Below are 23,872 nucleotides of genomic sequence, written 5' to 3'. Positions count from 1 at the left end.
TAGATTGCAGAGCCCGATCGGGGACTCACCCCAGGCTGGACTCGTACACTGCGAGCATGAATGCACGGACACAGGTGACGGATGCGAGCATGCGGGCCATGAACGCGGTGCACCGCGCGCTCGTGGCTCTTTCAGGCGGGCGCATCGGCTGGCGAGCCGGTCGCATGGTGGTGGTCGAGTTGCACACCGTGGGCCGGAAGTCGGGCGCACGGCGCTCGACGATGCTCACGGCACCGATCTCCCGCGACGGACGGTACGTCCTCGTCGCGTCGAAAGGCGGCGATGACCGGAACCCGGACTGGTACGAAAACCTTCGCGCGAATGCGGATGTCGCACTCACCGCGCGCGGAACGACGGCGTGTTTCCGGGCGCGAACGGCATCCGACGCGGAGAAGCGGGAGTTGTGGCCGGAGATTGTGGCCGCCTACCCCGGGTACGCCGCGTACCAGCGCCGGACCAGCCGCAACATCCCGCTTGTGATCTGTGATCCGGTCGGCGGCAACGCCCAGCCCGGGTAGTGTGCTCGCCATGCTTGATCGAGCTTGCGCCGCCGCTTTCTGAGCGGTCCGGTGTTGCCGCTCCCCGGCCGCGCTAACGACCACTCGGGACCCCGACGCCACACGGACGACCACAAGGGACCCTCACGCGGGCGCGATGACGCCATCGACCACACGCACCGCACGGTCGACCAGCCCGGCGGGCACATCCCCGTGCGATATGAGGAGGACGGTACGGTCCCCACTGGCCCGCAGCAGATCGCGGAGCAGCGCCCCCGCCAGATCCGCCTCCACGTTGGCGGTCGGCTCGTCGAGCACGATGACCGGGAAGTTCCGGAGGAGCGCCCGAGCCAGCGCGATCCGCTGGGCCTGACCGCCCGAGACGAGCGCCCCACGCTCCCCCACCCGGGAATCGAGCCCGCCGCGCGCGGCGACCCAGTCGCCGAGGCCAACCCGATCGAGCACGTTCAGCAGCTCGCCGTCCGTTGCCGTTTCCCTGGCGAACAACAGGTTCTGGCGGACACTCTCGTCGAAAAGGTAGGGGATCTGCTCACACAGCCCGACGACGCTTCGAACCTGCTCCACCGGGAGTTCCCGCACATCCTGCCCCGACAGCCGATAGGTGCCGGTGTGGTCGAGGAAACGCACGAGCACATGCGCGAGCGTGGTCTTCCCTGCCCCACTGGCGCCCTCGATGAGCACTCGTTCGCCGTGCGCGACCGTGAGCGACGACACAGTGAGGGCCGGGCTGACGGCGCCTGGCCAGCTGGTCGACACTCCGCGTAGTTCGATCGCGGGAGCGGCTGGCTCCGCCTTCCACGATCGCGTACCCTCGCCGACGCTGATCTCAGCGGGCACGTTCTCCGGCGCCACCCGGGCAATGCGCTCGGCGCTTGACCGGACCTGGCGCCAGGCGCTGACCGCGAGCGGCACGGATGCGACAACCTCGAAAACGGCGAGGGGCACGAGCACAATCACCGCGAGCCCAGGGCCACTGAGCGAACCGCCCCCTGTCGTGGACAGGGCGGGGATGCCTGCGACGAGCGACCAGGCTACAGCGATTCCCGAGAACAGCGACAGCGCCGCTGCGGCGATGCCGGTGCCGAGCGAGCGACCCGTCAGCGCCCGGGTGAGCGCTCGATCGGCGGCCTCCACTTTGCGGCGGCCGGTCTCCTCGGCCCCGTAGGCGATGAGCACGTCGAGGCTTCCGAGGTAGTCGAGAAGAGCGTCGACGAGAGCCGCCCGCTTCGGCGCCAATGTGCGCTCTGCGGATGCCGAGACCCGGCGGGCGACGAGGATGCCGACAGCGAATGCGGCGACCAGAGCAAGAGCCAGGCCAGCGGCGGCGGTCGGGGACAGCAGCGCGACCACCCATACGGCGATCGCTGCGACACCCACCGAGGTGAGGAGCGGCTGCACGACCCGCAACGGCAGGTTCTGCAGTTCGTCGACATCCGAGACAAGGGATGACAGGAGTGATCCGCGGCGGGTCCGGCCGAGCCCGTCAGGGGCGAGCGGGATGAGCCGGCGAAGCAGGTCGACTCGGACGGTCTCGAGCTGGCGGAAGGCTGCGTCGTGGGCGGCGAGGCGTTCGAGGTAGCGGAAGAACGCCCGCCCGAGCGCGAAGGCGCGGACTCCGACGACCGCCATCGACAGGTGGAGAATGGGCGGTTGTTCCGACGCGCGAGTGATCAGGTATGCGCTCGTGGCCATCAGCGCGACCGTCGAGAGTGCCGCGACGATTCCGAAAACGACGCCCCAGACCCAACCTGCTGTGCGGGGCTGGGCAGTGGTCAGGATCGAACGGACCTCCCTGGAGGACACCGGGGCGGTGGTTCGCCGGTCGGTACTCATGACGCTGCGGCCAGGATCATTGGTTCGACTCGAACCACGGCATCCGCTCGCCCGATCACGGCCGCGCGGTGGCTGACGATGACGACGGCAGTTCCGCCGTCGGCAAGGGCGCGGAGCCCGTCGAGGAGCCGGGCTTCGGTGTCGTGGTCAAGCGCAGAACTGGGCTCGTCGAGGAGCAGAACCGGGCAGCGTCGGTCGAGGGTCCGGTAGATGGCCCTGGCGATGCCGACACGCTGCGCCTGCCCGCCCGAGAGTCCCGCGCCCGCCACACCGACGCTCAGGTCGGGTGAAATTTCGGGTGCTGCCGCGAGGTTCAGGGCGTGCCGGACCCGCACGGCATCGACCGGGTCTGAACCCAGCGCGACGTTGTCGGCAACGGAGCCGAGAACGAGCGAAGGTCGCTGTCCGGTCCAGGCCAGCCACGGGCGTTCCTCGGTTGACGACCGGACGGGCATCCCCCCGAGCTCGACGGTGCCGGTGTGCGGGGCGAACCCGAGGACGGCACCCAGGAGGCTGGATTTACCCGCCCCGCTGGGGCCGGCGATGACCGTCAGCCTGCCGGGTGCGAACTCCGCCGAGATCGGCGCCAGCACGGCCCCCCTGCCGTAGTCGACGGAGACATCGGTCAGGCGAAGCGGACCGGATGTCGCGACGCGTTCGCCGGCCGGAACGGGCGCATCCGCCTGCGTCGTCTTGACGGCATCGAGGATGTCGAATGCGTCCTCCGCCGCGGCAACGCCCTCGGCTGCGGCGTGGAAGTTCGCTCCGACCTGGCGCAGCGGCAGGAAGGCCTCTGGCGCGAGGAGCAGCACGAAAAGTCCGGCCGAAAGCGCCATCGAGCCGTCGACGAGGCGCAGTCCGACCGACACGGCGACGAGCGCGACGGAGAGGCTCGCCGCGAGTTCCAGGGCGAAACTCGACAGGAACGACACCCGGAGCACGCGCATGGTCTGCGTCCGGTAGTCGCGGGTGATCGATCGCATCCGGTCGATCTGACGTCGTTCCCTGCCGAAGATCTTGAGGGTCGCCAGACCGCCGAGCGTGTCGACGAAGCCGGAGGAGAGGTCGCCGAGCACGGCCCATTGCCGGCGCTGGACGACCTGGGTCGCGAGACCGATGAGGATCATGAAGATAGGGATCAGGGGCAGCGTCACGACGATGAAGATCGCCGAAACCCAGTCCTGCAGAAGGATGACGACCACAACCACGGGCGTGACGATCACGGCGAGAATGAGTTGCGGCAGGTACTTCGAGAAGTAGTCGTCGAGGGCGTCCATGCCGCGGCCGAGCAGAGTCGCGACACGCGCGCTGCTCCGTCCGGCCAGCCAGCCAGGCCCGAGCCGCCGGACGGCGTCGAGGACCCCGAGCCGAAGTTCGCTTTTCACTCTCGCTGCTCCCCTGGCCGCGAGGAGATCCTGCCCGTAGACGAGCGCTGCACGGATGCCGGCGACCGCGACGAGCAGGCCGACCTGCGGCAGGAGTTCCGCGAGTGGGCGACCGTCGATGGCCCCGGTGATGCACACGGTGAGCAGCCAGGCGAAAGCGAGAATGCACGCCGTTGTCGCGACGCCGAGCGCAGCACCACTGAGAAGGAACCACCTCGCACTGACGGCGTAGCGAAGAAGCCGGGGATCGAGAGGTCGCACAGTCACAGGTTAATGCGCCACTTCGACAGTTCTCTCCACACCAGGGTCCGCACTGCCGTCGATGTGGGAGCGAGTCACCCGCTTGCGGAACACCCAGTAGGTCCAGCCCTGGTAGACGAGGATCAGAGGCAGAGCGACCAGAGCTGTCCAGCTCATCACCTGGAGGGTGTACGGACTGGATGACGCGTTCGCAACGGTGAGGCTGTTCGCGGGGTCGTTGCTTGCCGGCATGACGTTGGGGAACAACGAAGCGAACAACGTGAGCACCGCAAGGGCGATGGTGCTGGCCATGAGGCCGAACGCGAGCCCCTCCCTGCCTCGCACGTTCGCGAGGACCGACGCGACGAGGGTTACGGCCGCTGCGAGAGCGAGGACCATCGCCGGCAATGTACCGAAGTCCAGCACCGTCCACGCGAGGAACGCGGCGGCGACGACGATGCTCAGCAGACCCGCGCGGGTTGCGAGCGCGCGCGACCGATCCCGGATCTGGCCGTCCGTCTTGAGGGCGAGGAAGAACGCACCGTGGGTGAAGAAAAGCAGGAGCGTGGTGAAACCGCCGAGCAACGCATAGGGGTTGAGAAGATCGAACACAGAGCCGATGTAATCGTGGTCGGAGTTGAGCGATACGCCCCGCACGATGTTGGCGAAAGCGACGCCCCAGAGGAACGCGGGAACCGCTGAACCCCAGATGATCATCCGGTCGAACCGGCGCTTCCACGCCAGTTCGGGCCGCTGATGACGGTACTCGAAGGACACGCCGCGCAGGATGAGGGCGAGCAGGATGACCAGGAGTGGAAGGTAGAAACCGCTGAACAGGGTCGCATACCACTCCGGGAACGCCGCGAACAATGACGCACCTGCGACGATCAGCCAGGTTTCGTTGAGGTCCCACACCGGCCCGATGGTGTTGATGACCACGCGCCGGTCGGTGTCGTCCTTCGAGACGAACGGCATGCTCATGCCGACGCCGAAGTCGAAACCGTCGAGCACGAAGTAGCCGATGAAGAAGAAGGCGATGATGCCGAACCAGAGAACTGCGAGATCCATGATGTCCTCCTAGTAGACGGTCGTGTGGACGAGGGGCTTGCCGGTTTCCTCGTCCGGCTCGGCGGGAACCGCTGGCCCCTCCATGGCGGCCTTCTTGATCAGCCGGAACTCGACGACGGCGAGCGATCCGTAGACCAGCGTGAAGAGGGTCAGCGAGATGAGGACTTCGAGGCCGGTCACTCCCGGGGAAACCCCGTCCTCCGTCTGCAGGAGGCCGAACACGAGCCAGGGCTGTCGCCCCATTTCAGTGAACACCCAGCCGAGGATCATCGCACCGAGCGAGAGCGGGAACGACCAGATGGCGGCCCTCCACACCCACCTGTTCGTCGGCATCCTGCCCTTTCGGGTGAGCCAGAGCCCGACCATCGCGACGAAGATGTGCAGGATGCCGAGGCCGATCATCCAGCGGAACGACCAGTAAGTGACCCAGATGATGGGCGTGTAGTCGCCGGGCCCGTACAGGGTCTGGTACTGCTCCTGCAGGTTGTTGATGCCCTCGACAGTGCCGTCGAAGGTGTGCGTGGACAGGAACGACAACAGGTAGGGGATGCGGATCGAGAAGAGCTCATGCACACCATCGGGCGTTCCGAGGGTGAAGACCGAGAAGGACGCAGCTGCGCCGGTCGACGTTTCGTACAACGCCTCGGCCGCGGCCATCTTCATCGGCTGCGACGCGACCATGGCGAGGCTGAGCTGGTCGCCGGCGAGCGTGGTGAGCGCGCCGGAGACCACCATCGACCACAGACCGAACTTCAAAGCGGGGCGCATGGTCTCGAGGTTCTGGTTGCGGGACAGGTGCCACGCGGCGACGGTGATGATGAGGCCTGCCGAGACCATGAAGCAGGCGAAGATCGTGTGCGGGAACGCGGCAAGGGCCACAGGGTTGGTCAGGAGCTCCCAGATGCTGGTGAGCTCGGCCCGGCCCTTCTCCTCGTTGATCCGGAAGGCGACAGGGTTTTGCATGAACGCGTTGGCGGCGATGATGAAATAGGCGGAGAGGGTGCTTGCGACCGCGACGATCCAGATGGTCGCGAGGTGGAGTTTCGCCGGCAATTTGTCCCAGCCGAAGATCCACAGTCCGATGAAGGTCGCCTCGAGGAAGAAAGCGAGAAGCCCCTCGAATGCGAGCGGCGCACCGAAAACGTCGCCAACGAAGCGAGAGTAGTCCGACCAGTTCATGCCGAACTGGAACTCCTGGACGATCCCGGTGACGACGCCCATTGCGAAGTTGATCAGGAAGATCTTGCCGAAGAAGTGCGTGAGCTGCAGGTAGTGAGCCTTGCCGGTGCGAAACCACGCGGTCTGGAAGATTGCGATGGTCAGCGCCATCCCGATCGTCAGCGGCACGAACAGGAAGTGGTAGATCGTCGTCAATCCGAACTGCCAGCGTGATAGCAGCAGCGGGTCCAGTAGCTCGTTCACTCCACCTCCGCGGCGATTTTCTACACCGTGTAGAAACCTCGTTACGAGTCTAGGCGACAATTTCTACCACCCGTAGAACTAGTTCTACTTTGCGTAGAAACTTGCTCGATGACGAGGTATCGTTGAGGCATGGCAACACTGGGAGACCTCGAACGCGCGGTCATGGACGTCCTCTGGAGCTCCGACGACGCGCTGAGTGCCAACGACCTGCGGGACCGGCTCCACGCGAGCGACCGCGACGGAGCCAGGGACGTTGCCGTCACCACCGTGCTCACGGTGCTCTCCCGCCTTGAGGGCAAGAACTTCGTCTCGCGCGACCGGTCGATGCGACCGCACCTGTACCGGTCGGTGACGTCCCGTGCCGAGCACACGGCTGGGCTCATGCACGAGGTCCTGGGAACGGCGCCTGATCGTGAAGCGGCACTCGCCCGATTCATCGGGTCTGTCTCACCCGCCGAGGCGGAGACACTCCGGGAACTGCTCGGCGCTTCATCACGGAACGCTGCTAGCTCGAACCGACAGTAAACTCCGAGCGTGATGTTCTTCACCTCGGCGGTGCTGGCCTGCCTGGCGGTTCTCCTCGCCTGGCCCGTCCCCCTCCTCCTGTCCCGGGCACAGTGGCCAAGCCGCGCCCCCGGGACGGCTCTGGTCCTCTGGCAGGCCATCGCTCTGGCCGGCGGGCTCTCGATGATCGGCGCATTCGTCACGTATGGGCTCATTCCGTTCGGACCGAACCTGCTTGGCGCGCTGGCAGAGGTCACCCGTCATCTCTTCGACGGCACGCTGCCAAGCTCGGCCGACCTCGGCCACATCTTCGCGCTGTGCATTGCGGTGCTCTTCGCCGGCCACCTTCTGCTGAACCTCGCCCTGACCATTGCCCGCACCGAACGACAACGCAGCCGGCACCTCTCCCTGATCAATCTGTTAAGCGCACCGATGCCCGACCGGCCAGGAACCCGGGTGCTCGACCATCCGGCGCCTGTGGCCTATTGCCTGCCTGGAATGAGCCGGTCGGTCACTGTTCTCTCCGAGGGCCTCGTCAGCCTCCTCGACGCCGAGCAGTTGCGCGCGGTCATCGCTCACGAACGCACCCACCTCCGACAGCAGCACCACATCGTCCTCGTCGCCTTCAAGTCGTGGCACAGTGCTCTCCCCTGGTTCCCGATCGCGAACCGTGCAGAGAACGCCGTCGGCCTGCTCGTGGAGATGCTCGCCGACGACCAGGCCAGACGCGTCGTCGATGACAACACCCTGGCTACGGCCATCGCCCTGGTGGCGTCAGAGGGCACCGATCGACCGGACGGATCCACGTTGGAGCACCTTCACTCGCGCGACACCTCCTCGGGAGTCGTCGGCCGCCGGGTGGAACGGCTGCTGTCTCCGCACCCGCCGCTCTCTGCCTCCGCACGGATCTCCGTGCTGGTGGTTTCCTTCGCCCTGCTGCTCGTTCCCACCCTCCTTCTCGTCGTCATCTGATTCCCCTAGGCTTAATCGGGTGAACGAGTTTCTGAGCTGGATCCTTGACCTCGTTCAGAGTGTCGACCCCGTGCTCCGCACAGCGCTTGCCGGTGTCGCGATCATGCTGGAGACATCCGTCCTCGTCGGCCTGGTCGTGCCAGGTGACACCGTCGTCATCGTCGCAAGCACCGGCGTAGACAGCCCCGTCCAGTTCGTGTCGCTGATCGTCGTCGTGGTGGTCGGTGCGCTGATCGGTGAGAGCATCGGGTTCGCCCTCGGACGATACTTCGGCCCGTGGATCCGGGACTCCAGGCTCGGCCGCCGCATCGGTCAGCGGCAGTGGCAACGAGCAGAGAACTACCTCGACCGGCGCGGCGGGATCGCGGTCTTCATCTCTCGGTTCCTTCCCGTTCTCCACTCGCTCATCCCACTGACCGTCGGCATGAGCACCATGAGTTACCGAAAATTCATCTCCTGGACGGTGCCCGCCTGCATCATCTGGTCGATCACCTACGTCTCGGTCGGTTCAGCGGCGGCTGGAACCTACCGTGAACTCGCCGACCGGCTGCACTACGCCGGCTACCTGTTCGTCGGTATCATCGCCGTGTTCCTGCTCCTCGTCTTCGTGGCCAAAAAGCTGCTGAGCCGATCGCAGGAGCGGCATATGGACCGCTCTGGGGGCGGCGACGCGAACACCAGCGACGACGATTAGATCACCTGCCGGGAATATCGGCATGCCAGACTGTGAGGATGCGAACTCGCCAGCAGCCCGGCCCAGGTGCGTCGAAGACCGCCCTCACCCTTCACCGAGCGGCCCGGATCGATGACGCATGGCTTGACTGGCGCGCCCGCCGAGGGCGCAAGCGCGGACTCGTCGCAACAGTCATACCGTTCACCGGATACGGCTCAACGACTCTTCTGCGTGTCCTCGCGCGGGTGCTTCTGACCAAACCGGACGTCACGCCGGCAGTCGCCCCGTCTCAACGAGTCCGCGGCTGGCGCAGCTTCACGAGCATCCCGGTCGTCTCAGCCTCGGTGACCATCGTCGCCGGCGGCCAGTCCTATGAGGTGCAGGCAGACCGTGGCGGTGTGATCGACGCCGAAATTGCTGTGGTGCTCGAACCGGGGTGGCAGCAGATCACTCTGCGGAGTGAGGATACTCGCCCTGTGGTCGCGAATGTTTTCGTCGCCGACCCATCGGTGCGGGTCGGCGTGATCTCCGACATCGATGACACGGTGATGGTCACGGCACTCCCCCGGCCCCTTCTCGCCGCCTGGAACACGTTCGTGCTCGACGAGCACGCCAGGACGCCCGTACCGGGCATGGCGGTGATGCTGGAGCGCGTTGTCCGGAGGCACGAGGGCACTCCCATCGTCTACCTCTCGACCGGCGCCTGGAACGTCGCGCCGACGCTGTCACGCTTCCTTCGACGACACCTGTACCCGGCGGGCGCGCTCCTTCTCACGGACTGGGGTCCGACCCACGACCGGCTCTTCCGCAGCGGCCGCCAGCACAAGGCGGACAATCTGCGCCGCCTCGCGGCCGAGTTCCCCGACATCCGCTGGCTGCTCGTCGGCGACGACGGACAGCACGACGAGGAGATTTACGGCACCTTCGCGGAAGAACACCCGGATAAAGTCGCAGCCATCGCCATCCGCCAACTGTCAGTACCTGAAGCAGTGCTTGCCGGTGGCCGCTCGAAGGGCGAGGAGCACGGCAAGACCACTGCGCCGTGGGTTTACGCTCCCGACGGTGCCGGTCTCCTCGAACAACTGGAAGAACTCGGCCTGGTTTAGCCGCTCAGTCCAGCTCGATCGGCGCGACGAGTTCAGGGCCGTCATTCTTCACACTGTTGACCGCTTTCGAGACGGGGTAATAATGAAAATCGTGTGCCACCTCGAACGAACTGGAATCCAGCAGCGCCAGCGCATCGTCGGGTGAGAGGTCGCCGCCCAACCAATCGTCGTAGGTATCGGGGGTAAGGCAGGCGGGCATCCGGTCGTGGACCTCACCAGGCGCCACGTGGGCGTCCCGGGTGATGATGGCCATCGACAGGCGCCACCGGGCCGGGTCGTCCGGCGCCTTCGACCGGTCGGCCCACGCCCGCACGACGCCGGCCATCGCGACGTCGGTGCCCGGGTGGTGGATGAAATACGGCTGCTTGCCGTTCTCGGTGAGCTGCCATTCGTAATAACCGGCGGCGCTGACGATGCAGCGCGATGAGGCGAACGCGCCCTTGAACAGACCGTTGGTGGCGACGGTCTCGATCCGAGCGTTGATCACCGGCTTCCCGCCGCCGAACGTCGGCGCGCCGGGTGACACGATGCCCCAGCGCACGGCCTCGAGTTGACGCTTGCCGTGATGCTCCCGGATGACGGGAACCTGGTCGGTGGGCGCAACGTTCCATGACGGGGTCCACTCCGGCGCCGATCCGCCGGTCTCGGCCATGAACTCCCGGATCAGGTCGTCGGTTTCCTTGTCCATCGCAAATCGTCCGCACATGTTCCCATCCTGCCGCAGACCGGCGACACCGGCACCCGGTTCGCCGGAGGCGCAGCCGAGGGTGCGCTCGTTCGACAGGAGAAGCCAGACCGGACCATGGCGATCGAAACGCAAGCGGTCAGCAATCGCGCGGCGGACCGGCGCAGGCGTTCGGGCGCTGGCCGATGGCCCGGTCGTCCGCAAGACACTCCTCGCCACTCGAAGCCGCCGGGCAGTCGATCTCCGGGCAGCGCGGCGTTCACCTGATCGGTGTCATGGCGCACTTCTCGACGAGTGGGCCCCGCCCGCCCGGGCTCGGCCGAATCGCGATGAGGCCGTCGTCGACCTCGCGATCCGCTACTTCACAAGCCATGGTCCCGCCACCGAGTCCGATTTCGCCTGGTGGGCACACCTCACCCTCGCCGCAGCGCATAACCGGTGACGCTGAGGATCGCAGCCGGGAGCCGACCCGGATCACGGTAGCGTTGGAGAGTGAAACGCCTCGGAGCCCCGCGACTGCCGACGTTCCTTCGCGCGCCCAGCAGGGTTCCGCTGCTTCAGGTTGTGAAGACCTCAGTCGCAACGGTGCTCGCCTGGATCGTCGCTGTGCTGCTGCTGCCGTCCGAGCTGCCCATCTTCGCTGCGATCGCGGCGCTTCTCGTCGTGCAGCCGAGCGTCAACCAGTCATTCGGCAAAGCCGTCGAACGCAGCGTCGGCGTGATTGCGGGCGTGGTGATCGCCACACTCATCAGCCTGTTCGCGAGCAATCAGGCCTGGGTGATCCTCCTCGCCATTGTGGTGTCGATCTTCTTCGGCTGGGTGTTCCGGCTGACTCCGGGGTCCGCGAACCAGATCCCGATCAGCGCCATGCTCGTTCTCGCACTCGGGGCTACCACGCCGGGCTACGCGGTCGACCGGATCCTTGAGACGCTCATCGGTGCGGCGCTCGGCGTGATCATCAACATCCTGATCGTACCTCCCGTCGTTCTGGCGCCGGCGGTACGCGACGTCGGCCTGCTCGCTTCAGAACTCGAGGCGAGCCTCGAGCGGCTCGCCGCCGCCCTGACGACGCCGCAGACCCGACAACAGCTTGACGGACTCATGATTCAGGCACGACTTCTACGCCCGATGCGGGACGCGGCCGAAGCATCCGTTCGTCAGGGTGAAGAATCGCTTACCCTCAATCCTCGACAGAGCGCGCATCGCACACGGCTGGCGAACACCCACCAGCTGCTGAATCGGCTCTCGCCGATGGTCACCCGGGTGCTCGGTATGACCCGGGCACTGCACGATCACTTCGACGATTCCCTCGTCGAGGAACCGTCGATCCACTCGATAGCGGGGGAACTCCGCCGCGCCGCGCACGATCTGAGGCTGCTGGCGAGTGGGCCAGGAGACGTTTCCGCGGGCGAGCCGGTCAGCACAGCCGAGGTTCCGGTCCTCACGGCACCGCTGAGGATCGCCAGGCCGCATCCCGAGCACTGGATGCTCATCGGATCGCTGATGGAGGACCTGCGCCGGATACACGAAGAGATCGTCGGAGACTGAAGCGTCTCCGACGATCTCTCGAGCGTCTGTTTCGGTGAGTATTACTCGCCGGTGTGCACGGCCTGAAGCTCGAGCGTGATGGTGACCTTGTCTCCGAGGAGGACGCCACCGGTCTCGAGCGCCGCGTTGTAGCTCAGTCCGAAGTCCTCACGGTTGATGACCGCCTTGGCGCTGGCGCCACCCTTGTAGTTGCCGTACGGGTCCTGGCCGAAGCCGCCGAACTCGAAGTCGAAGGTGACCGGCTTGGTGATTCCCTTGACGGTCAGGTTGCCGTCGACCTTGAAGTCGTCACCCTCCTGGCGGACGCCCGTCGACTCGAAGTCGATCGTCGGGTACGTCGCAGCATCGAAGAAGTCGCCGGTACGGAGGTGTCCGTCGCGATTCGCTTCGTTGGTGTTGATCGAGGCGACGTCGGCGGATGCCGTGACGCGCGAGTCGAGCGGGTTCTCACCGGTCACAAAGGTGGCGGAGAAACTGTCGAACGTACCCTTCACCTTGCTGATCATGATGTGGCGGATGCTGAACCCCACTTCGCTGTGGGTGGGGTCGATGGTCCAGGTTCCAGCCTTGTAGCCGGGGATCGAGGTCGCGGTCAAAGTCATGTGTGCTCCTTCTGGGGCGGTGGACGGCGCGTGCGCGCCATGTCGATTCAAACGCATAAACTACTGGTCATATTCCCGACGGGCAAATTCTGCCCGCGGCGTGGTCAGCGTAGCGGGTCGGTGCTAACGGCCCGTTTCGAAACCCGCGACCAGCAGTTGCAGAGCAGCATCGTCGACCTGCTGGGCGGATATTCGCCCGGCGTCGACCGCGCTGTCCTCCAGGCGCCCGAACATGACGACCTTTTGCCCTGCCGCAATGCGGCGAGCACGTCAACCGGGAACGATGAGGGTGACCCCTGCCGTGTTGCGGGCGTTGGCGAGGTCGATCATCGCCGCGGGTGCCTCTTCGAGGCTGATGCGCCGGGTGATCAGCTCTTCGGGGCGAAGCTTGCCTGAGGCAATGATCTCGAGCATGGCGGGATAGTGCCGCGCTGCCATCCCGTGACTGCCGAGCACCGTCAGCTCCCCAGCGATGACATCGCCCATCGGCAGGCGCGGATCCGAGGCGAACAGGCCGATCTGCACGTGCCTGCCGCGCCGGGCCAGAGAACGGATGGCGACGGCTGTGGTGCTCTCCCGCCCGAGCGCTTCCACCGAGACAGCAGCCCCGCCGCCGGTCAGCTCCCGCACGGCGGCGACGATCTCCGCGTCGGCGAGCCCGCTCGAGTCGATCACGTGCTCGGCACCGGACGCCGTCGCCAGGGCCAGCGCCTCGGCTGATACATCGACCCCGATCACCCGTGCACCCATCGCCGCAGCGATCATCACGGCGCTGAGACCGACACCACCGCAGCCGACGACGACCACCCATTCGTCTTCCTGGACGCGCGCCTGGCCGACGAGACCGCGGAACGACGTAGCGAACCGGCAGCCGAGGATCGCTGCGGCTCCCGGGTCGAGCGCATCCGGGACCGGGATCACGTTGAGTTCCGCGTTCCGGATCAGGACGTACTCGGCGAAGGAACCCCAGTGGGTGAAACCGGGCTGTGTCTGGTTGCGGCAGACCTGACCGTTCCCGCTCTCACACTCCGGGCAGGCCCCGCAGGCGCAGACGAAAGGCACGGTGACCCGTTGACCAACCCGTAGCCCGGTAACACCGGCGCCACGGTCGGCGATCCGGCCGACCAGTTCATGCCCAGGCACGTGCGGGAGCCGGATACCGGGATCGTGGCCCGCCCACGCGTGAAGGTCGCTTCGGCACAAACCGGTGGCGATGACCTGGACGACGACATCCCCATTCCCCGGTTGAGGGCGGGGGACGTCGACGACGCGGGGTACTCCCCCGAAGGATTCGTAGAGAACGGCACGCATCAGCCCAGTATCCCGCAGGCGGGCCGTTGAGAGCTCCATTACGCTGTAACGGCGAGGAGACGCGAGTCGCACGGCGGCGAGAACCGATGGAGTGGAATTGGACCTGACTGCTGACACCTTCACCCAGATCCTTCGCTTCGTGGATCTCGCCGGGGTGCTCGCGAACGCAATTCTGGGAGGCATCGCTGCCCGGTCGGCTCGGCTCGACCTCGTCGGTTTCGTCATCCTCGCCGTGTTGAGCGGCCTCGGCGGCGGTATCATCCGGGACACCCTGCTGTCGCAGGGGCCACCGGTCGCCCTCACGGACCCCGCCTATCTTGCCCTGGCGATCACGGGGGCGGTGATCGCGTTCTTTGTGCCGTTCCGGGGCCGATGGTCACAACGCTCGCTCATCCTTCTCGACGCGCTCGCCATCGGCTCGTGGGCAGCGGTCGGCGCGCAGAAGACTCTCGACGCCGAGCTCGGCTGGCTGGCAGCGATCGCCATGGGCATCGTCACGGCTGTCGGAGGTGGCGCCGTCCGCGACCTGATGCTCCTCCGCATCCCGCGCATCTTCGGCGGCAACACCCTGTACGCCACGAGCGCCCTCGTCTCCAGCGTCGAAATGGTGGTGCTCAGCGCACTCGGCATGCCGACCCTCGGCTCGATCGTCGCTATGGCGAGCGGTGCTGTCCTGTCGCTTCTCGCACGTCGATACGGCTGGACGCTACCGACCGAGGTGCGCATTCCCCTGCCCCGGCTCCTGAACGACATCAGCAGGAGGCTCCGCCGACGGCATGCGACGGATGCTTCGGTGCCCGGAACAGACCCGCCCGCCTGATGTCGCGGGTTCCGCCGGGCTGCCGGAACTCGGGGACACGCGCCGTGGTGCGCCGTAGCGTGCGATCCCTCACGACGGAAGCCCGATCGAGGCTCCCGATCGCGTGGCCATCGGGAAAAGGGCCATCATGCCAATCATCCGAGAGTATGCACCTCCGTACACCGTCGGCTATTGGGAGTCTTGCGACGGCGTGATCAACCGGCAGCTCGCACCAACGGGGAACCGAGACCTTCCTCCGCGACTGGATGGCTGGATTCCTCATCTACGTCGGCAGGGTCCTGACGGGGGTTCCGCAACGCTGACGGGCCGCTCAGGTCGCGTCGAGGTACTTCCAGGCGCGGCCATCGCGTGCGAAACGGCTGACCTCGTGTTGGTCGCCGCGGGCGTCAGCCGAGCGGTAGAAGGCCCGGAATTCGACCAGACCCTCGTCGTCGAGCAGACCGCCGTTTCTCGTGGAGAGGATGTCGAGCCGGTACCAGCGCAACTCCGGATCCAGGTCGAGCGATGCCGGTCGGGTGCGCGGATGCCAGGACGAGAGCAGATACCGTTCATCGCCGACCACGAACGCCGAGTACCGGGATCGCATGAGCCGCTCGGCCGTCGGAGCGTTCGCCTGCCCGCGGTGGAACGGGGCGCAGCATTGCCCATAGGTCTCCCCGCTGAGGCACGGGCACCGGTCGGAGTGGGTGAGTACGGCGAAGGGCATCTGTCCATTATCCCGGCGGGGCGTCGACGATCACATCACGCTCAACCGGTGAAGCCTTGCTGGAGCACACAATTGCTCCTGTCGAGCGTTCGCACCGCCCGAATCATCCTGTCGCCGAGGCCTACGGCCACAGCCTGGTGTCGACAGGGTCCGTTGAGTCTCCATCGTCCCGGCGGTGCTCGCGCGCCAGGTTCTCTCCCCTCGAAGCGAGAGATCTCCATGTCGGCGGGCAACGGGTCGTTGAGCGCCACTCCCGCCTGGCTGTCGAGAAACCCCGTCGCTGCCGGCGACGGGTCCGCGACGGGTGCTGGATCGGTTGTCCTCTGTGATTCGTGCTGGCCTGCGCTGGAGCACGCGGCCGTGACTGAGCATCACGACGACGCCGATGGTGAGCGCAGCCATCCGGATGGCGCTCCGCCTGACCTTGCTGGACGGCGTGTTGTTGGTCATCATTGTCCTTCGCCTGAGCCAGGCGAAGGGATGCCAACGACCTCCACCTCCGCAGTGCTGACATCTGCGAGGAGGAGGTCCCTTTTCTCGTCGCAGCGATCCGAGGTCCGCCCCGAGAATCCGAGCCAAGCGGGCTCGATTCAGGGCTGCGGTATCAGGAAGTGCGCAGCGACTGTCAGGACCAGGACTACCGGCACGGCGATGACGATCCTTCGGGACATACCGCCCAGCCACCGGTCTGCTCCGGGCCGAAGCAGCAGCCCGACGATGACAGTCGCGAGCAGCGCGAAGAGGATGCCTGCGCTAATCAGCGACGCACGAACAGGCAACAAGTGCGGAGGGCACAGTCCTCCCACGCTGGTCGCGCAGGCCCAACCTGGCAGGACCGGCTGCGCCACCCAGAGCACGAGCAAGCCCAGAAGGACGACGCCACCTGCGACTACAGCTGAGCGTGTGGCGCCGTGAGGTTTGATAGGCATGTCGTCAGGCTATCGATCAACAAGCATGTATGCGTCGCGCGCTTCTGCATGACGGATGATCGCACCCTAGGGAACGCTGAGGTATCCCAGTGACGCGTCGCTGCTTCGTCTTGAGGCGCAGTGATCTCCACGCACCATGGTGACAATGCGGAACGCTCCTAATCTCTCAGGAGCGTTCCGCCGTTCCGTGAATTATCCGGCGATGAGCCCGCCGTCGATCACGTGCTCGGTGCCGCTGATGTAGGACGACGCGTTGGAGGCGAGGAACAGCACTAGCTCAGAGACCTCGTTGGGCTCGGCCATCCGGCGCAGCGGAACCTGGTCCGCGATGCCGCCGCCGGACTCGTCGGTGGCCGCGGCCATCATCGGCGTCTTGATGTAGCCGGGGTGGACCGAGTTCACGCGGATGTTATCGGGGCCGTACTGCACCGCAACGTGCTTGGTCATGCCGCGGGAGGCGTATTTGCTTCCGACATAGGCAAGGTTGGGCGAGCCGACCACTGCAAGCATGCCTGCGGTCGACGAGATGTTGACGATCGATCCGCCTCCGGCCTTCCTCATGGAAGGGATGACGGTCTTCATTCCGAAGAACTGCGAGTGCTGATTCACGGCGATGATCTTCAGGTAGTCCTCTTCACTGAGCTCGACTGTTTCAGTAACCGGGCCGATGATTCCGGCGTTGTTTACCAAGACCGTGACCGGGCCGAATTCCTTCTCAGCGGTGTCGACCACTGTCTGCCAACCGGCGAGTGATGTCACGTCCTGTTTGAAGAATCTGGCGTTCTCACCCAGTTCGCTCGCGAGCTGGGTACCGCGTTCTTCGTTGACGTCAGTCAGCAACACCTTTGCACCCTCCGCGACGAAAAGCCGAGCGTGAGCCTCGCCCATTCCCTGCGCTGCACCGGTGATGATCGCTACCTTGCCATCAAGTCTGGCCATGATACTTACTCCTTCTTGGTCGTGCGTCGGTTTCTCGGCGCCGATTGGTGTCTGGCTGCCACTAGCGGTCACGTATATGCAAACGCATGCAACGAGTTTATGTCCTTCGGCGAGTCCAGACTAAAAGTCTTAGAGCGCGATGTCACTCACCACGCGCTTGGATACGGACCGAGAGCGTCGTCACGCACACTGCCAGCGCGTTGGCAAGCATGTAGATCACAACCGCGGCGGGGAGCAGAGCCCAGTGGACGTCCTTCAAGGTCTGGCGTGGCATCTCACCTCTGACAAATGTTGGCGGTGAGAAACTCTCTTGGGATCGAGACGCCGACCGCTTCGCGGAGTGGTTCAGAACACGCGCGTAGTTGAGGTCGGATCGCGGTGTGCCGTGGATGGTCTGCCTAGGAGCCGGCTCCGGTCGGCTAAAGTTCGGGGATGACGAATCCATCTCCCATCGACGACGTCGCGATCGGTGGCGAGGTCATTCGGCTCGGCCAGTTCCTGAAATTCGCTGGACTCCTCGACTCCGGTGGAAACGTGAAAGAGGCCATCATCGACGGCCTTGTGGCCGTGAACGGCGAGGTCGATCGCCGACGCGGACGGCAGCTGCAGCTCGGCGACATCGTCAGCTTCGATGGACGCAGGGTTCGGGTCTGCCCGTGAGGGCGCCGACGCGACCGGAGGCAAGGACCGCCAAGCGCATAACCGGGCTCGACTGTCGAGGATCGCTTGGACGACGCGGGCTGTCCCGCTGAGCGTTCCGCCAATGGACATTGCGGCGCCAACTGCCCAGTTCACGGCCGCGCTCGAGGATACGGTTGCTCGCCGCCGCAGTACCCTCGAGACTCACCACCGCCGGTCACCTCTGTTGTCAGGAGTGAAAGCTCGCCGAGCAGCGGAAGTGGGCGTGGTGGGGGCCGCACTGCCCGTCCCAGTTGGTCGCCCGGCGCCCCAACGCTCTCTTACACGCCGCAGCAGTTGCGCGACTTCGAGCCCGTACGCACGGCGGTCATCGTCCGAACGCAAGCGCGCACGGCCTGTTCCTCTGCCACGCCTGACCCAACCGTCAGGCCGACGCGAAAGATGTGTACGAGTTGCTCCTCGAGGAGGACGTTTCGGTGCGGTTCAGTGAGGTCACCCTGACTCCCGGCACGGACATGCACGTAGTCATCGACGCATCGGGGCGTTCTGGTGACGCCTGCCATGCTCGCACGGCGGAGGAGCACGCACTGAGTTCGTGACTCTCCGTCCAGGACCACTTTTCGCGTATGCGCGGCGTAAGGGTTCGAGGCAATACCGTTTGGAAACCGTTAGGACTGGATGTGCGCACCTCCTGAGGGTGTCTAATCGTTGCGAAAGAAGGAATTGTGAATACGCGACAGATGAATTTCGCAGCGCAAAAGTCCGGAGCCGCGCCCATGAAACGAGGACAGCTGCAAGTCCTGCTCGGCGCCGCCCCGGGAGTGGGCAAGACCTACGGCATGCTCGAAGTAGGAAGGCGGTTGCTCGACGAAGGCCGCGATGTCGTCATCGGGTTTGTGGACACTCACGGGCGCATGGTGATCGGTCGGATGAGCGAAGATTTCGAAGTCATTCCACGTCTCACGCTCACGCATCGCGGGATCGACCGCACGGAAATGGATCTTGCGGCGGTGCGCGCCCGTAAACCTGATGTGGCGCTGGTGGACGAACTCGCCCACACGAACGTGCCCGGCAGTCTTCACGAAAAGCGGTGGCAAGACATCGAGGAGCTGCGCGACGCTGGTATCGACGTAATCACCACGATCAATATCGAGAACATCGATTCTCTGCACGATGTCGTCGAACGGATCACGGGGGTTCGTCAGGATGAGACGGTCCCTGACCGGGTAGTTCGCGCCGCGGATCAGGTGGAGGTCATCGACCTGGCCCCGAAGGCGATCCGCGACAGGCTCGCCGCCGGTGTCATCTACCCGGCCGAACAAATCGACGCCGCCCAGTCGAACTACTTCAGAATCGGCAACCTGACCGCCCTGCGCGAACTCGCCCTCCTGTGGCTGGCCGATGAGGTCGACAGCGCACTCCGCAAGTACCGGGCGCAACATGGGATCGACAGCACGTGGGAAGCCCGCGAGCGTGTGGTCGTTGCGGTGACCGGTGGCCCCGAAGGGGAAACGCTGCTGCGCCGAGGTGCGCGCATAGCTGCCCGATCCGCGGGCGGTGAGCTGCTGGCGGTGCACGTTACCAACCCGAACGGATTCCAACACGACCTCGAGTCGTTCAGCGCGCTGCGCGCTCTGGCAGAGAGGCTCGGCGGGACGTTCCACCAGGTTGTCGAGGAAGACGTGGCACGCGCGCTCGTCGAATTCGCTCGCGCCGCTGATGCCACCCAGCTTGTGATCGGGGTGAGCCGCCGGGGCCGACTTCGGGCCGCTCTCACTGGTCCCGGCATCGGGGCTACGGTCGTTCGCGAGTCGGGTTCCATCGATGTCCACATCGTCACCCATGACCAAGCTGGAGCAGCGTTCGCGCTGCCTCGGTTGGGCGGGGCGCTCTCACTCAGGCGACGCATCGCCGGCTTCGTCCTCGCGCTCATCGGCGGCCCGCTGCTGACCTGGTTGCTCCTCAGCCTACGAAGCGAGGCGTCGATCACGAGTGACGTCCTTGCCTATCAGCTGTTGGTGATACTCGTCGCGTTGGTCGGCGGCATCTGGCCTGCCTTGTTCGCGGCGATCGCGTCGGGGTTGACCCTGAATTTCTTTTTCGTGGCGCCTGCACTCAGCCTCAGCGTGTACGAGCCGGTACACCTGCTGGCGCTCGGTCTCTATGTGCTCAACGCTTCGCTCGTCAGCTATGTTGTCGACCAGGCGGCGCGCCGATCCAGGGCCGCTACGCGCTCCGCCGCTGAATCCGAACTTCTCACGACGGTCACCGGCAGTGTGGTGCGTGGTGAGGGCGCTGTTCAAGCGCTGGTGAACCGAACCCGGGAAGCGTTCGGTCTCGCCGGGGTGAGGCTGATGGCTGGTGACCAGGTACTCCAGACTGACGGGGAACCACTGCCCGACGGCACGTTCGCCTCCGTGCCGGTGGGTAACAGGGCAACCCTCGAACTGCACGGCAGAGACCTGGCGGCATCCGAACGGCGCCTCCTCTCTGCGATTGTCGCCCAGATCGAGGCGGCGCTCGAACATAGCGACCTCACCGAGACGGCCAGTGAGGTCGGGCCGCTAGCCGCAACCGACAAGGTTCGCAGCGCCTTGTTGTCCGCGGTCGGCCATGATCTGCGTCGACCATTGGCAGCGGCGACGGCAGCGGTGAGCGGATTGCGATCAGCGGATGCCCACTGGTCAGGAGCCGACCGGGATGAGTTGCTCGCCACCGCCGAGGAGAGCCTGCAGAAACTGGCCGCTCTTGTCACCAACCTGCTTGACGTAAGTCGCCTGCAGGCGGGAGTCCTAGGTATTTCGTTGGGCCCAGTCGACACCGATGACGCGATCCTCGCCGCGCTGGATGAGCTGAAGCTTGGCCCCGGGAAGGTCGAGCTCACACTCGATGCCGAGTTGCCAGCTGTGCTTGCCGACCAAGGGCTGCTGGAGCGGGTGCTGGTCAACCTGCTCTCAAACGCGGCCAGATTCGCACCGCCCGGTACTCGCGTGCGGATCTCCACGAGCGCCCTGGGCGACACCGCGCAAATCCGGATCGTGGACCACGGACCGGGTATCCCGCAGGAACGGCTCGAACAGATCTTCCTGCCATTCCAACGAATCGGCGACACCGACAACCTCACTGGCCTCGGCCTCGGCCTCGCCCTGTCTAGGGGTTTCACGGAGGGGATGGGCGGCAGCCTCGACGCCGAAGACACTCCTGGCGGGGGGCTCACCATGGTCGTCTCCTTACCGACAGCCGTGCACGCTGCGGAAAGGCAGGCATCCTCGTGAAGATCCTTATCGCCGACGATGACCCACAGATGCTGCGCGCCCTTCGCATCACGCTGGGCGCGCACGCATACGAAATCATCACCGCGTCCAACGGAACCGAAGCGGTCAAATTGGCGATCGAGAACCGCCCCGACCTCTTCATGATCGATCTGGGCATGCCCGAACTGGACGGCATGGGGGTCATCGAAGCACTGCGCGGATGGACCGACGCTCCGATCCTGGTGCTCTCAGGAAGAACCGATGCCGTTGACAAGGTGCAGGCCCTCGACGCCGGCGCCGACGACTACGTCACCAAACCGTTCCCGATCGACGAATTGTTGGCTCGGATCCGTGCGTTGACGCGCCGAATCGGCGGCGGCCAGGACACCGAGCCGATCGTGAACTTCGCCGATATCACCATCGATCTCGCGGGGAAGACTGTGAGCCGGAAGGCAACGGGGCAATCCCATCCGATCAGGCTCACACCCACCGAATGGAGAGTGCTCGAGGTCCTGGTCCGTAACGTCGATAAATTGGTGACCCGTCAGACACTGCTGCACCAGATCTGGGGACCATCGCACATATCCGACACCGGTTATCTGCGCCTCTACGTATCGCAGCTCCGCAAGAAGCTGGAGCCGGATCCGGGCACCCCGAGCTACATCCTCACTGAAGCGGGCATGGGCTATCGCTTTCAGCTGAATCCTAGGACTCGGGAAGAACCGCAGGACGTCACGTGAGCGACACAGCGAAGTTCGAGATACCGGAACGCATCCCGGGAACAAGCAGAGCGGCCGCGCGCTCGGGGCATGACCGTTGGTTGGTGCGGCATACCGTTCAGCCTGTCGGCCCGGAGAGCCCGGAACATCAGGCAGACAAACACGCGTGGTGGAAGGTGATGTGCCTCACCGGCGTTGACTACTTCTCCACGCTCGCGTACCTGCCCGGTATAGCCGCACTGGCTGCAGGTGCGGTGTCGCCGCTCGCCACTCTGCTGATTGTCGCGCTGACACTTCTTGGAATGCTGCCGATGTACCGGCGGGTGGCTCGGGAAAGCCCCCACGGTCAGGGTTCGGTGGCGATGCTCGAACGACTGCTGCCGTTCTGGCAGGGCAAGATCTTCGTCCTCATTCTGCTCGGTTTCGTGGCCACATCATGGATTATCACGATCACCTTGTCTGCGGCGGATGCAACGGTGCACCTGCTGGAGAACCCGTTCGTTCCCGACGTGTTGAGCGGCCAGAATGTGCTGATCACGATCATTCTGCTGTTGATCCTCGGCGGTGTCTTCCTTCTCGGGTTCACCGAGGCGGTCTTGGTCGCGGTGCCTCTGGTGATCGCGTTCCTGGGGCTGAACGCCGTGATCATCGGCGCAGGGTTGCTCACCATCGTCAGCGAACCGGCCCGTGCCGTCGATTGGGTGTCGGCGTTGACCTCGGGCGGCGGCCTCGACGGCCTCCTTCTGCCAGCACTTGTCGCCTTCCCTCTGCTGGTGCTCGGTCTGTCTGGATTCGAAACCGGCGTCAGCATGATGCCGTTGGTGAAGGGTTCCGGAGGCACTCCTGAAGAGCGGCTGGAGTCTCGTGTGCGCAACACCCGCAAACTTCTCACGGGCGCGGCCGTCATCATGAGCGTGTACCTTCTCACGAGCAGCGTGGTCACCACCGTGTTGATCCCGTCAGAGGCGTTCGAAGAAGGCGGCGAAGCGAACGGTCGAGCGCTCGCGTATCTCGCCCACGAATGGCTGGGCAACACTTTCGGCACCGTCTACGACATCAGCAGCATCCTGATCCTCTGGTTCGCCGGCGCATCCGCCATGGCAGGGCTGATCAACATTGTTCCCCGGTACTTACCGTCCTACGGCATGGCACCGGACTGGAGCAGATCGGTCCGCCCAGTCGTTCTGGTGTACACCGCCATCAGCATCGCGATCACGATCGGGTTCGGGGCCGACGTTGACGCCCAGGCCGGGGCCTACGCGACCGGGATCCTGGCAATGATGGTTTCTGCCGCCGTCGCAGTGACGTTCTCCGCGGCGCGGAGCGGTCGACGACGCAGCGGAGCGGGCTACGCCGTGCTCAGCATCATCCTCGCCTACGCCCTGATCGAGAACATTCGGGAGAAGCCGGACGGTATCGCCATCTCCGGGCTGTTCATTCTGGGAATCATCGTCATCTCCCTGGTGTCCCGGGTGTCGCGCGCGACCGAGCTGCGAGCCGACAGCATCGAGTTCGACGAGGCCGCGCGTCGGTTCATCGCCGATTCCCTCGCTCACGACGGACAGTTGAACATCATCGCGCATCGCCGCCAGGTCGGCGACCGACACGAATACGCCGCGAAGGAGGCCGAGCAACGGGGAATGAACCCTGTGCCGGGAGCCGCCGACGTGATCTTCCTGGAAATCGATGTGCTCGACCCCTCGGATTTCCGCCGCACACTGCATGTGCGCGGGTTTGAGGTCGATGGGCATCGGATCCTGCGCACGAGCAGCCCGGCGGCGCCGAACGCGATCGCGGCCATCCTCATGGCACTTCGCGATGCCACCGGGGTGCGACCGCACGCCTTTTTCGAGTGGTCGGAAGGAAACCCTTTGTCGCATCTCTTCCGGTACCTGCTGCTGGGCCGCGGCGACACACCACCGGTGGTTCGGGAGATCCTGCGCGAGACGGAACCCGACCCTGCCAAACGACCCGGCATCCATGTCGGTGGCTAGCCGCC

At 65.3% G+C, this 23,872-nt stretch carries 23 protein-coding genes; 12 read left to right on the top strand and 11 right to left on the bottom strand.

Features of this window, described 5'->3' with window-relative positions; genetic code table 11:
• Positions 1–56: 56 nt before the first annotated feature.
• A complete protein-coding gene (locus JWP90_RS11190; protein ID WP_297363980.1) occupies positions 57–518 on the top strand; it encodes a nitroreductase/quinone reductase family protein in 462 nt (153 codons plus the stop codon).
• A 123-nt stretch (positions 519–641) separates the two neighbouring features.
• On the opposite strand, the gene cydC is transcribed toward JWP90_RS11190, so the two are convergent.
• The 4 genes from cydC to JWP90_RS11170 are packed head-to-tail and all read right to left on the bottom strand — an operon-like array spanning position 642 to position 6,466.
• A complete protein-coding gene (gene cydC / locus JWP90_RS11185) occupies positions 642–2,351 on the bottom strand; it encodes a thiol reductant ABC exporter subunit CydC (protein WP_297363977.1) in 1,710 nt (569 codons plus the stop codon).
• Positions 2,348–3,997, bottom strand: a complete 1,650-nt coding sequence (gene cydD / locus JWP90_RS11180) for a thiol reductant ABC exporter subunit CydD (RefSeq protein WP_297363974.1) — start codon at positions 3,995–3,997, stop codon at positions 2,348–2,350. Before cydD ends, cydC begins: the two co-directional genes overlap by 4 nt.
• A 9-nt stretch (positions 3,998–4,006) precedes the next feature.
• Positions 4,007–5,044 (bottom strand): cytochrome d ubiquinol oxidase subunit II, encoded by a 1,038-nt coding sequence (gene cydB / locus JWP90_RS11175; protein WP_297363971.1) that lies wholly within the window; start codon positions 5,042–5,044, stop codon positions 4,007–4,009.
• A 9-nt stretch (positions 5,045–5,053) separates the two neighbouring features.
• Positions 5,054–6,466, bottom strand: coding sequence for a cytochrome ubiquinol oxidase subunit I (locus JWP90_RS11170; protein ID WP_297363968.1), 1,413 nt, complete (start codon positions 6,464–6,466; stop codon positions 5,054–5,056).
• A 129-nt stretch (positions 6,467–6,595) separates the two neighbouring features.
• Here JWP90_RS11170 and JWP90_RS11165 point away from each other — a divergent pair, with 129 nt between their 5' ends.
• From JWP90_RS11165 to JWP90_RS11150, 4 genes are read left to right on the top strand one after another with little or no spacing between them, the layout of a single operon-like run.
• Positions 6,596–6,991 carry a BlaI/MecI/CopY family transcriptional regulator gene (locus JWP90_RS11165; RefSeq protein ID WP_297363965.1) on the top strand — a complete coding sequence of 132 codons (396 nt, stop codon included), beginning with the start codon at positions 6,596–6,598 and terminating at the stop codon, positions 6,989–6,991.
• A 12-nt stretch (positions 6,992–7,003) separates the two neighbouring features.
• A complete protein-coding gene (locus JWP90_RS11160; protein ID WP_297363995.1) occupies positions 7,004–7,942 on the top strand; it encodes a M56 family metallopeptidase in 939 nt (312 codons plus the stop codon).
• A gap of 19 nt (positions 7,943–7,961) precedes the next feature.
• On the top strand, positions 7,962–8,636 hold the full coding sequence (locus tag JWP90_RS11155) for a DedA family protein (protein WP_297363962.1): 675 nt from the start codon (positions 7,962–7,964) through the stop codon (positions 8,634–8,636).
• 38 nt (positions 8,637–8,674) lie between these two features.
• Positions 8,675–9,721, top strand: a complete 1,047-nt coding sequence (locus JWP90_RS11150; RefSeq protein WP_297363959.1) for an App1 family protein — start codon at positions 8,675–8,677, stop codon at positions 9,719–9,721.
• A gap of 4 nt (positions 9,722–9,725) precedes the next feature.
• Here JWP90_RS11150 and JWP90_RS11145 read toward each other — a convergent pair whose 3' ends face one another.
• Positions 9,726–10,427, bottom strand: coding sequence for an SOS response-associated peptidase (locus tag JWP90_RS11145; RefSeq protein ID WP_297363956.1), 702 nt, complete (start codon positions 10,425–10,427; stop codon positions 9,726–9,728).
• Here JWP90_RS11145 and JWP90_RS13205 point away from each other — a divergent pair.
• Positions 10,372–10,848, top strand: a complete 477-nt coding sequence (locus JWP90_RS13205) for a crosslink repair DNA glycosylase YcaQ family protein (protein WP_367182716.1) — start codon at positions 10,372–10,374, stop codon at positions 10,846–10,848. The genes JWP90_RS11145 and JWP90_RS13205 overlap by 56 nt on opposite strands.
• 50 nt (positions 10,849–10,898) lie before the next feature.
• Complete coding sequence (locus JWP90_RS11140; protein WP_297363953.1) at positions 10,899–11,954, top strand: FUSC family protein; 1,056 nt, start codon at positions 10,899–10,901, stop codon at positions 11,952–11,954.
• Positions 11,955–11,995: 41 nt separating this feature from the next.
• On the opposite strand, the gene JWP90_RS11135 is transcribed toward JWP90_RS11140, so the two are convergent.
• Positions 11,996–12,556 carry a YceI family protein gene (locus JWP90_RS11135; RefSeq protein WP_297363950.1) on the bottom strand — a complete coding sequence of 187 codons (561 nt, stop codon included), beginning with the start codon at positions 12,554–12,556 and terminating at the stop codon, positions 11,996–11,998.
• A gap of 270 nt (positions 12,557–12,826) precedes the next feature.
• Positions 12,827–13,867 carry an alcohol dehydrogenase catalytic domain-containing protein gene (locus tag JWP90_RS11130; protein WP_297363946.1) on the bottom strand — a complete coding sequence of 347 codons (1,041 nt, stop codon included), beginning with the start codon at positions 13,865–13,867 and terminating at the stop codon, positions 12,827–12,829.
• Between the two features lie 97 nt (positions 13,868–13,964).
• On the opposite strand from JWP90_RS11130, the gene JWP90_RS11125 reads away from it, so the two are divergent.
• Complete coding sequence (locus JWP90_RS11125) at positions 13,965–14,687, top strand: trimeric intracellular cation channel family protein (protein ID WP_297363944.1); 723 nt, start codon at positions 13,965–13,967, stop codon at positions 14,685–14,687.
• Between the two features lie 310 nt (positions 14,688–14,997).
• Here JWP90_RS11125 and JWP90_RS11120 read toward each other — a convergent pair whose 3' ends face one another.
• The 4 genes from JWP90_RS11120 to JWP90_RS11105 form a co-directional block, all read right to left on the bottom strand.
• Positions 14,998–15,393, bottom strand: coding sequence for a YchJ family metal-binding protein (locus tag JWP90_RS11120; protein WP_297363941.1), 396 nt, complete (start codon positions 15,391–15,393; stop codon positions 14,998–15,000).
• 590 nt (positions 15,394–15,983) lie between these two features.
• Complete coding sequence (locus JWP90_RS11115) at positions 15,984–16,322, bottom strand: hypothetical protein (protein WP_297363938.1); 339 nt, start codon at positions 16,320–16,322, stop codon at positions 15,984–15,986.
• Positions 16,323–16,514: 192 nt separating this feature from the next.
• Positions 16,515–17,261 (bottom strand): glucose 1-dehydrogenase, encoded by a 747-nt coding sequence (locus JWP90_RS11110; protein ID WP_297363935.1) that lies wholly within the window; start codon positions 17,259–17,261, stop codon positions 16,515–16,517.
• Positions 17,262–17,403: 142 nt separating this feature from the next.
• Positions 17,404–17,535 (bottom strand): hypothetical protein, encoded by a 132-nt coding sequence (locus JWP90_RS11105; RefSeq protein ID WP_297363932.1) that lies wholly within the window; start codon positions 17,533–17,535, stop codon positions 17,404–17,406.
• Positions 17,536–17,693: 158 nt separating this feature from the next.
• On the opposite strand from JWP90_RS11105, the gene JWP90_RS11100 reads away from it, so the two are divergent.
• The 4 genes from JWP90_RS11100 (at position 17,694) to JWP90_RS11085 (ending at position 23,867) form a co-directional block, all read left to right on the top strand.
• Positions 17,694–17,921: an RNA-binding S4 domain-containing protein gene (locus JWP90_RS11100; RefSeq protein ID WP_297363929.1), complete on the top strand. Its 228-nt coding sequence runs from the start codon at positions 17,694–17,696 to the stop codon at positions 17,919–17,921.
• Positions 17,922–18,676: 755 nt separating this feature from the next.
• Positions 18,677–21,175 (top strand): ATP-binding protein, encoded by a 2,499-nt coding sequence (locus JWP90_RS11095; protein ID WP_297363926.1) that lies wholly within the window; start codon positions 18,677–18,679, stop codon positions 21,173–21,175.
• On the top strand, positions 21,172–21,894 hold the full coding sequence (locus JWP90_RS11090; protein WP_297363923.1) for a response regulator transcription factor: 723 nt from the start codon (positions 21,172–21,174) through the stop codon (positions 21,892–21,894). Before JWP90_RS11095 ends, JWP90_RS11090 begins: the two co-directional genes overlap by 4 nt.
• Positions 21,895–21,977: 83 nt before the next feature.
• Positions 21,978–23,867: an amino acid transporter gene (locus JWP90_RS11085; protein WP_297363921.1), complete on the top strand. Its 1,890-nt coding sequence runs from the start codon at positions 21,978–21,980 to the stop codon at positions 23,865–23,867.
• Positions 23,868–23,872: the final 5 nt, after the last annotated feature.

Origin of the sequence: Mycetocola sp., assembly GCF_025464835.1 — a bacterium.
In the GTDB taxonomy this organism is placed as follows: Bacteria; Actinomycetota; Actinomycetes; order Actinomycetales; family Microbacteriaceae; genus Mycetocola_A.
The sequence above is the reverse complement of the archived record's forward strand: the minus strand, read 5'-3'. Positions and strand labels throughout refer to the sequence as shown.

Bases quoted from the DNA above. Each gene is read 5' to 3' on its own strand.
- JWP90_RS11150 (WP_297363959.1), top strand. From the start codon at position 8,675: ATGCGAACTCGCCAGCAGCCCGGCCCAGGTGCGTCGAAGACCGCCCTC.
- JWP90_RS11130 (WP_297363946.1), bottom strand. From the start codon at position 13,867: ATGCGTGCCGTTCTCTACGAATCCTTCGGGGGAGTACCCCGCGTCGTC.
- JWP90_RS13205 (WP_367182716.1), top strand. From the start codon at position 10,372: ATGAACTCCCGGATCAGGTCGTCGGTTTCCTTGTCCATCGCAAATCGT.
- JWP90_RS11115 (WP_297363938.1), bottom strand. From the start codon at position 16,322: ATGCCTATCAAACCTCACGGCGCCACACGCTCAGCTGTAGTCGCAGGT.
- JWP90_RS11095 (WP_297363926.1), top strand. From the start codon at position 18,677: ATGAAACGAGGACAGCTGCAAGTCCTGCTCGGCGCCGCCCCGGGAGTG.
- JWP90_RS11110 (WP_297363935.1), bottom strand. From the start codon at position 17,261: ATGGCCAGACTTGATGGCAAGGTAGCGATCATCACCGGTGCAGCGCAG.
- cydC (WP_297363977.1), bottom strand. From the start codon at position 2,351: ATGAGTACCGACCGGCGAACCACCGCCCCGGTGTCCTCCAGGGAGGTC.
- JWP90_RS11165 (WP_297363965.1), top strand. From the start codon at position 6,596: ATGGCAACACTGGGAGACCTCGAACGCGCGGTCATGGACGTCCTCTGG.
- JWP90_RS11105 (WP_297363932.1), bottom strand. From the start codon at position 17,535: ATGCCACGCCAGACCTTGAAGGACGTCCACTGGGCTCTGCTCCCCGCC.
- JWP90_RS11145 (WP_297363956.1), bottom strand. From the start codon at position 10,427: ATGTGCGGACGATTTGCGATGGACAAGGAAACCGACGACCTGATCCGG.
- JWP90_RS11190 (WP_297363980.1), top strand. From the start codon at position 57: ATGAATGCACGGACACAGGTGACGGATGCGAGCATGCGGGCCATGAAC.
- JWP90_RS11100 (WP_297363929.1), top strand. From the start codon at position 17,694: ATGACGAATCCATCTCCCATCGACGACGTCGCGATCGGTGGCGAGGTC.
- JWP90_RS11120 (WP_297363941.1), bottom strand. From the start codon at position 15,393: ATGCCCTTCGCCGTACTCACCCACTCCGACCGGTGCCCGTGCCTCAGC.
- JWP90_RS11160 (WP_297363995.1), top strand. From the start codon at position 7,004: ATGTTCTTCACCTCGGCGGTGCTGGCCTGCCTGGCGGTTCTCCTCGCC.
- JWP90_RS11135 (WP_297363950.1), bottom strand. From the start codon at position 12,556: ATGACTTTGACCGCGACCTCGATCCCCGGCTACAAGGCTGGAACCTGG.
- cydB (WP_297363971.1), bottom strand. From the start codon at position 5,044: ATGGATCTCGCAGTTCTCTGGTTCGGCATCATCGCCTTCTTCTTCATC.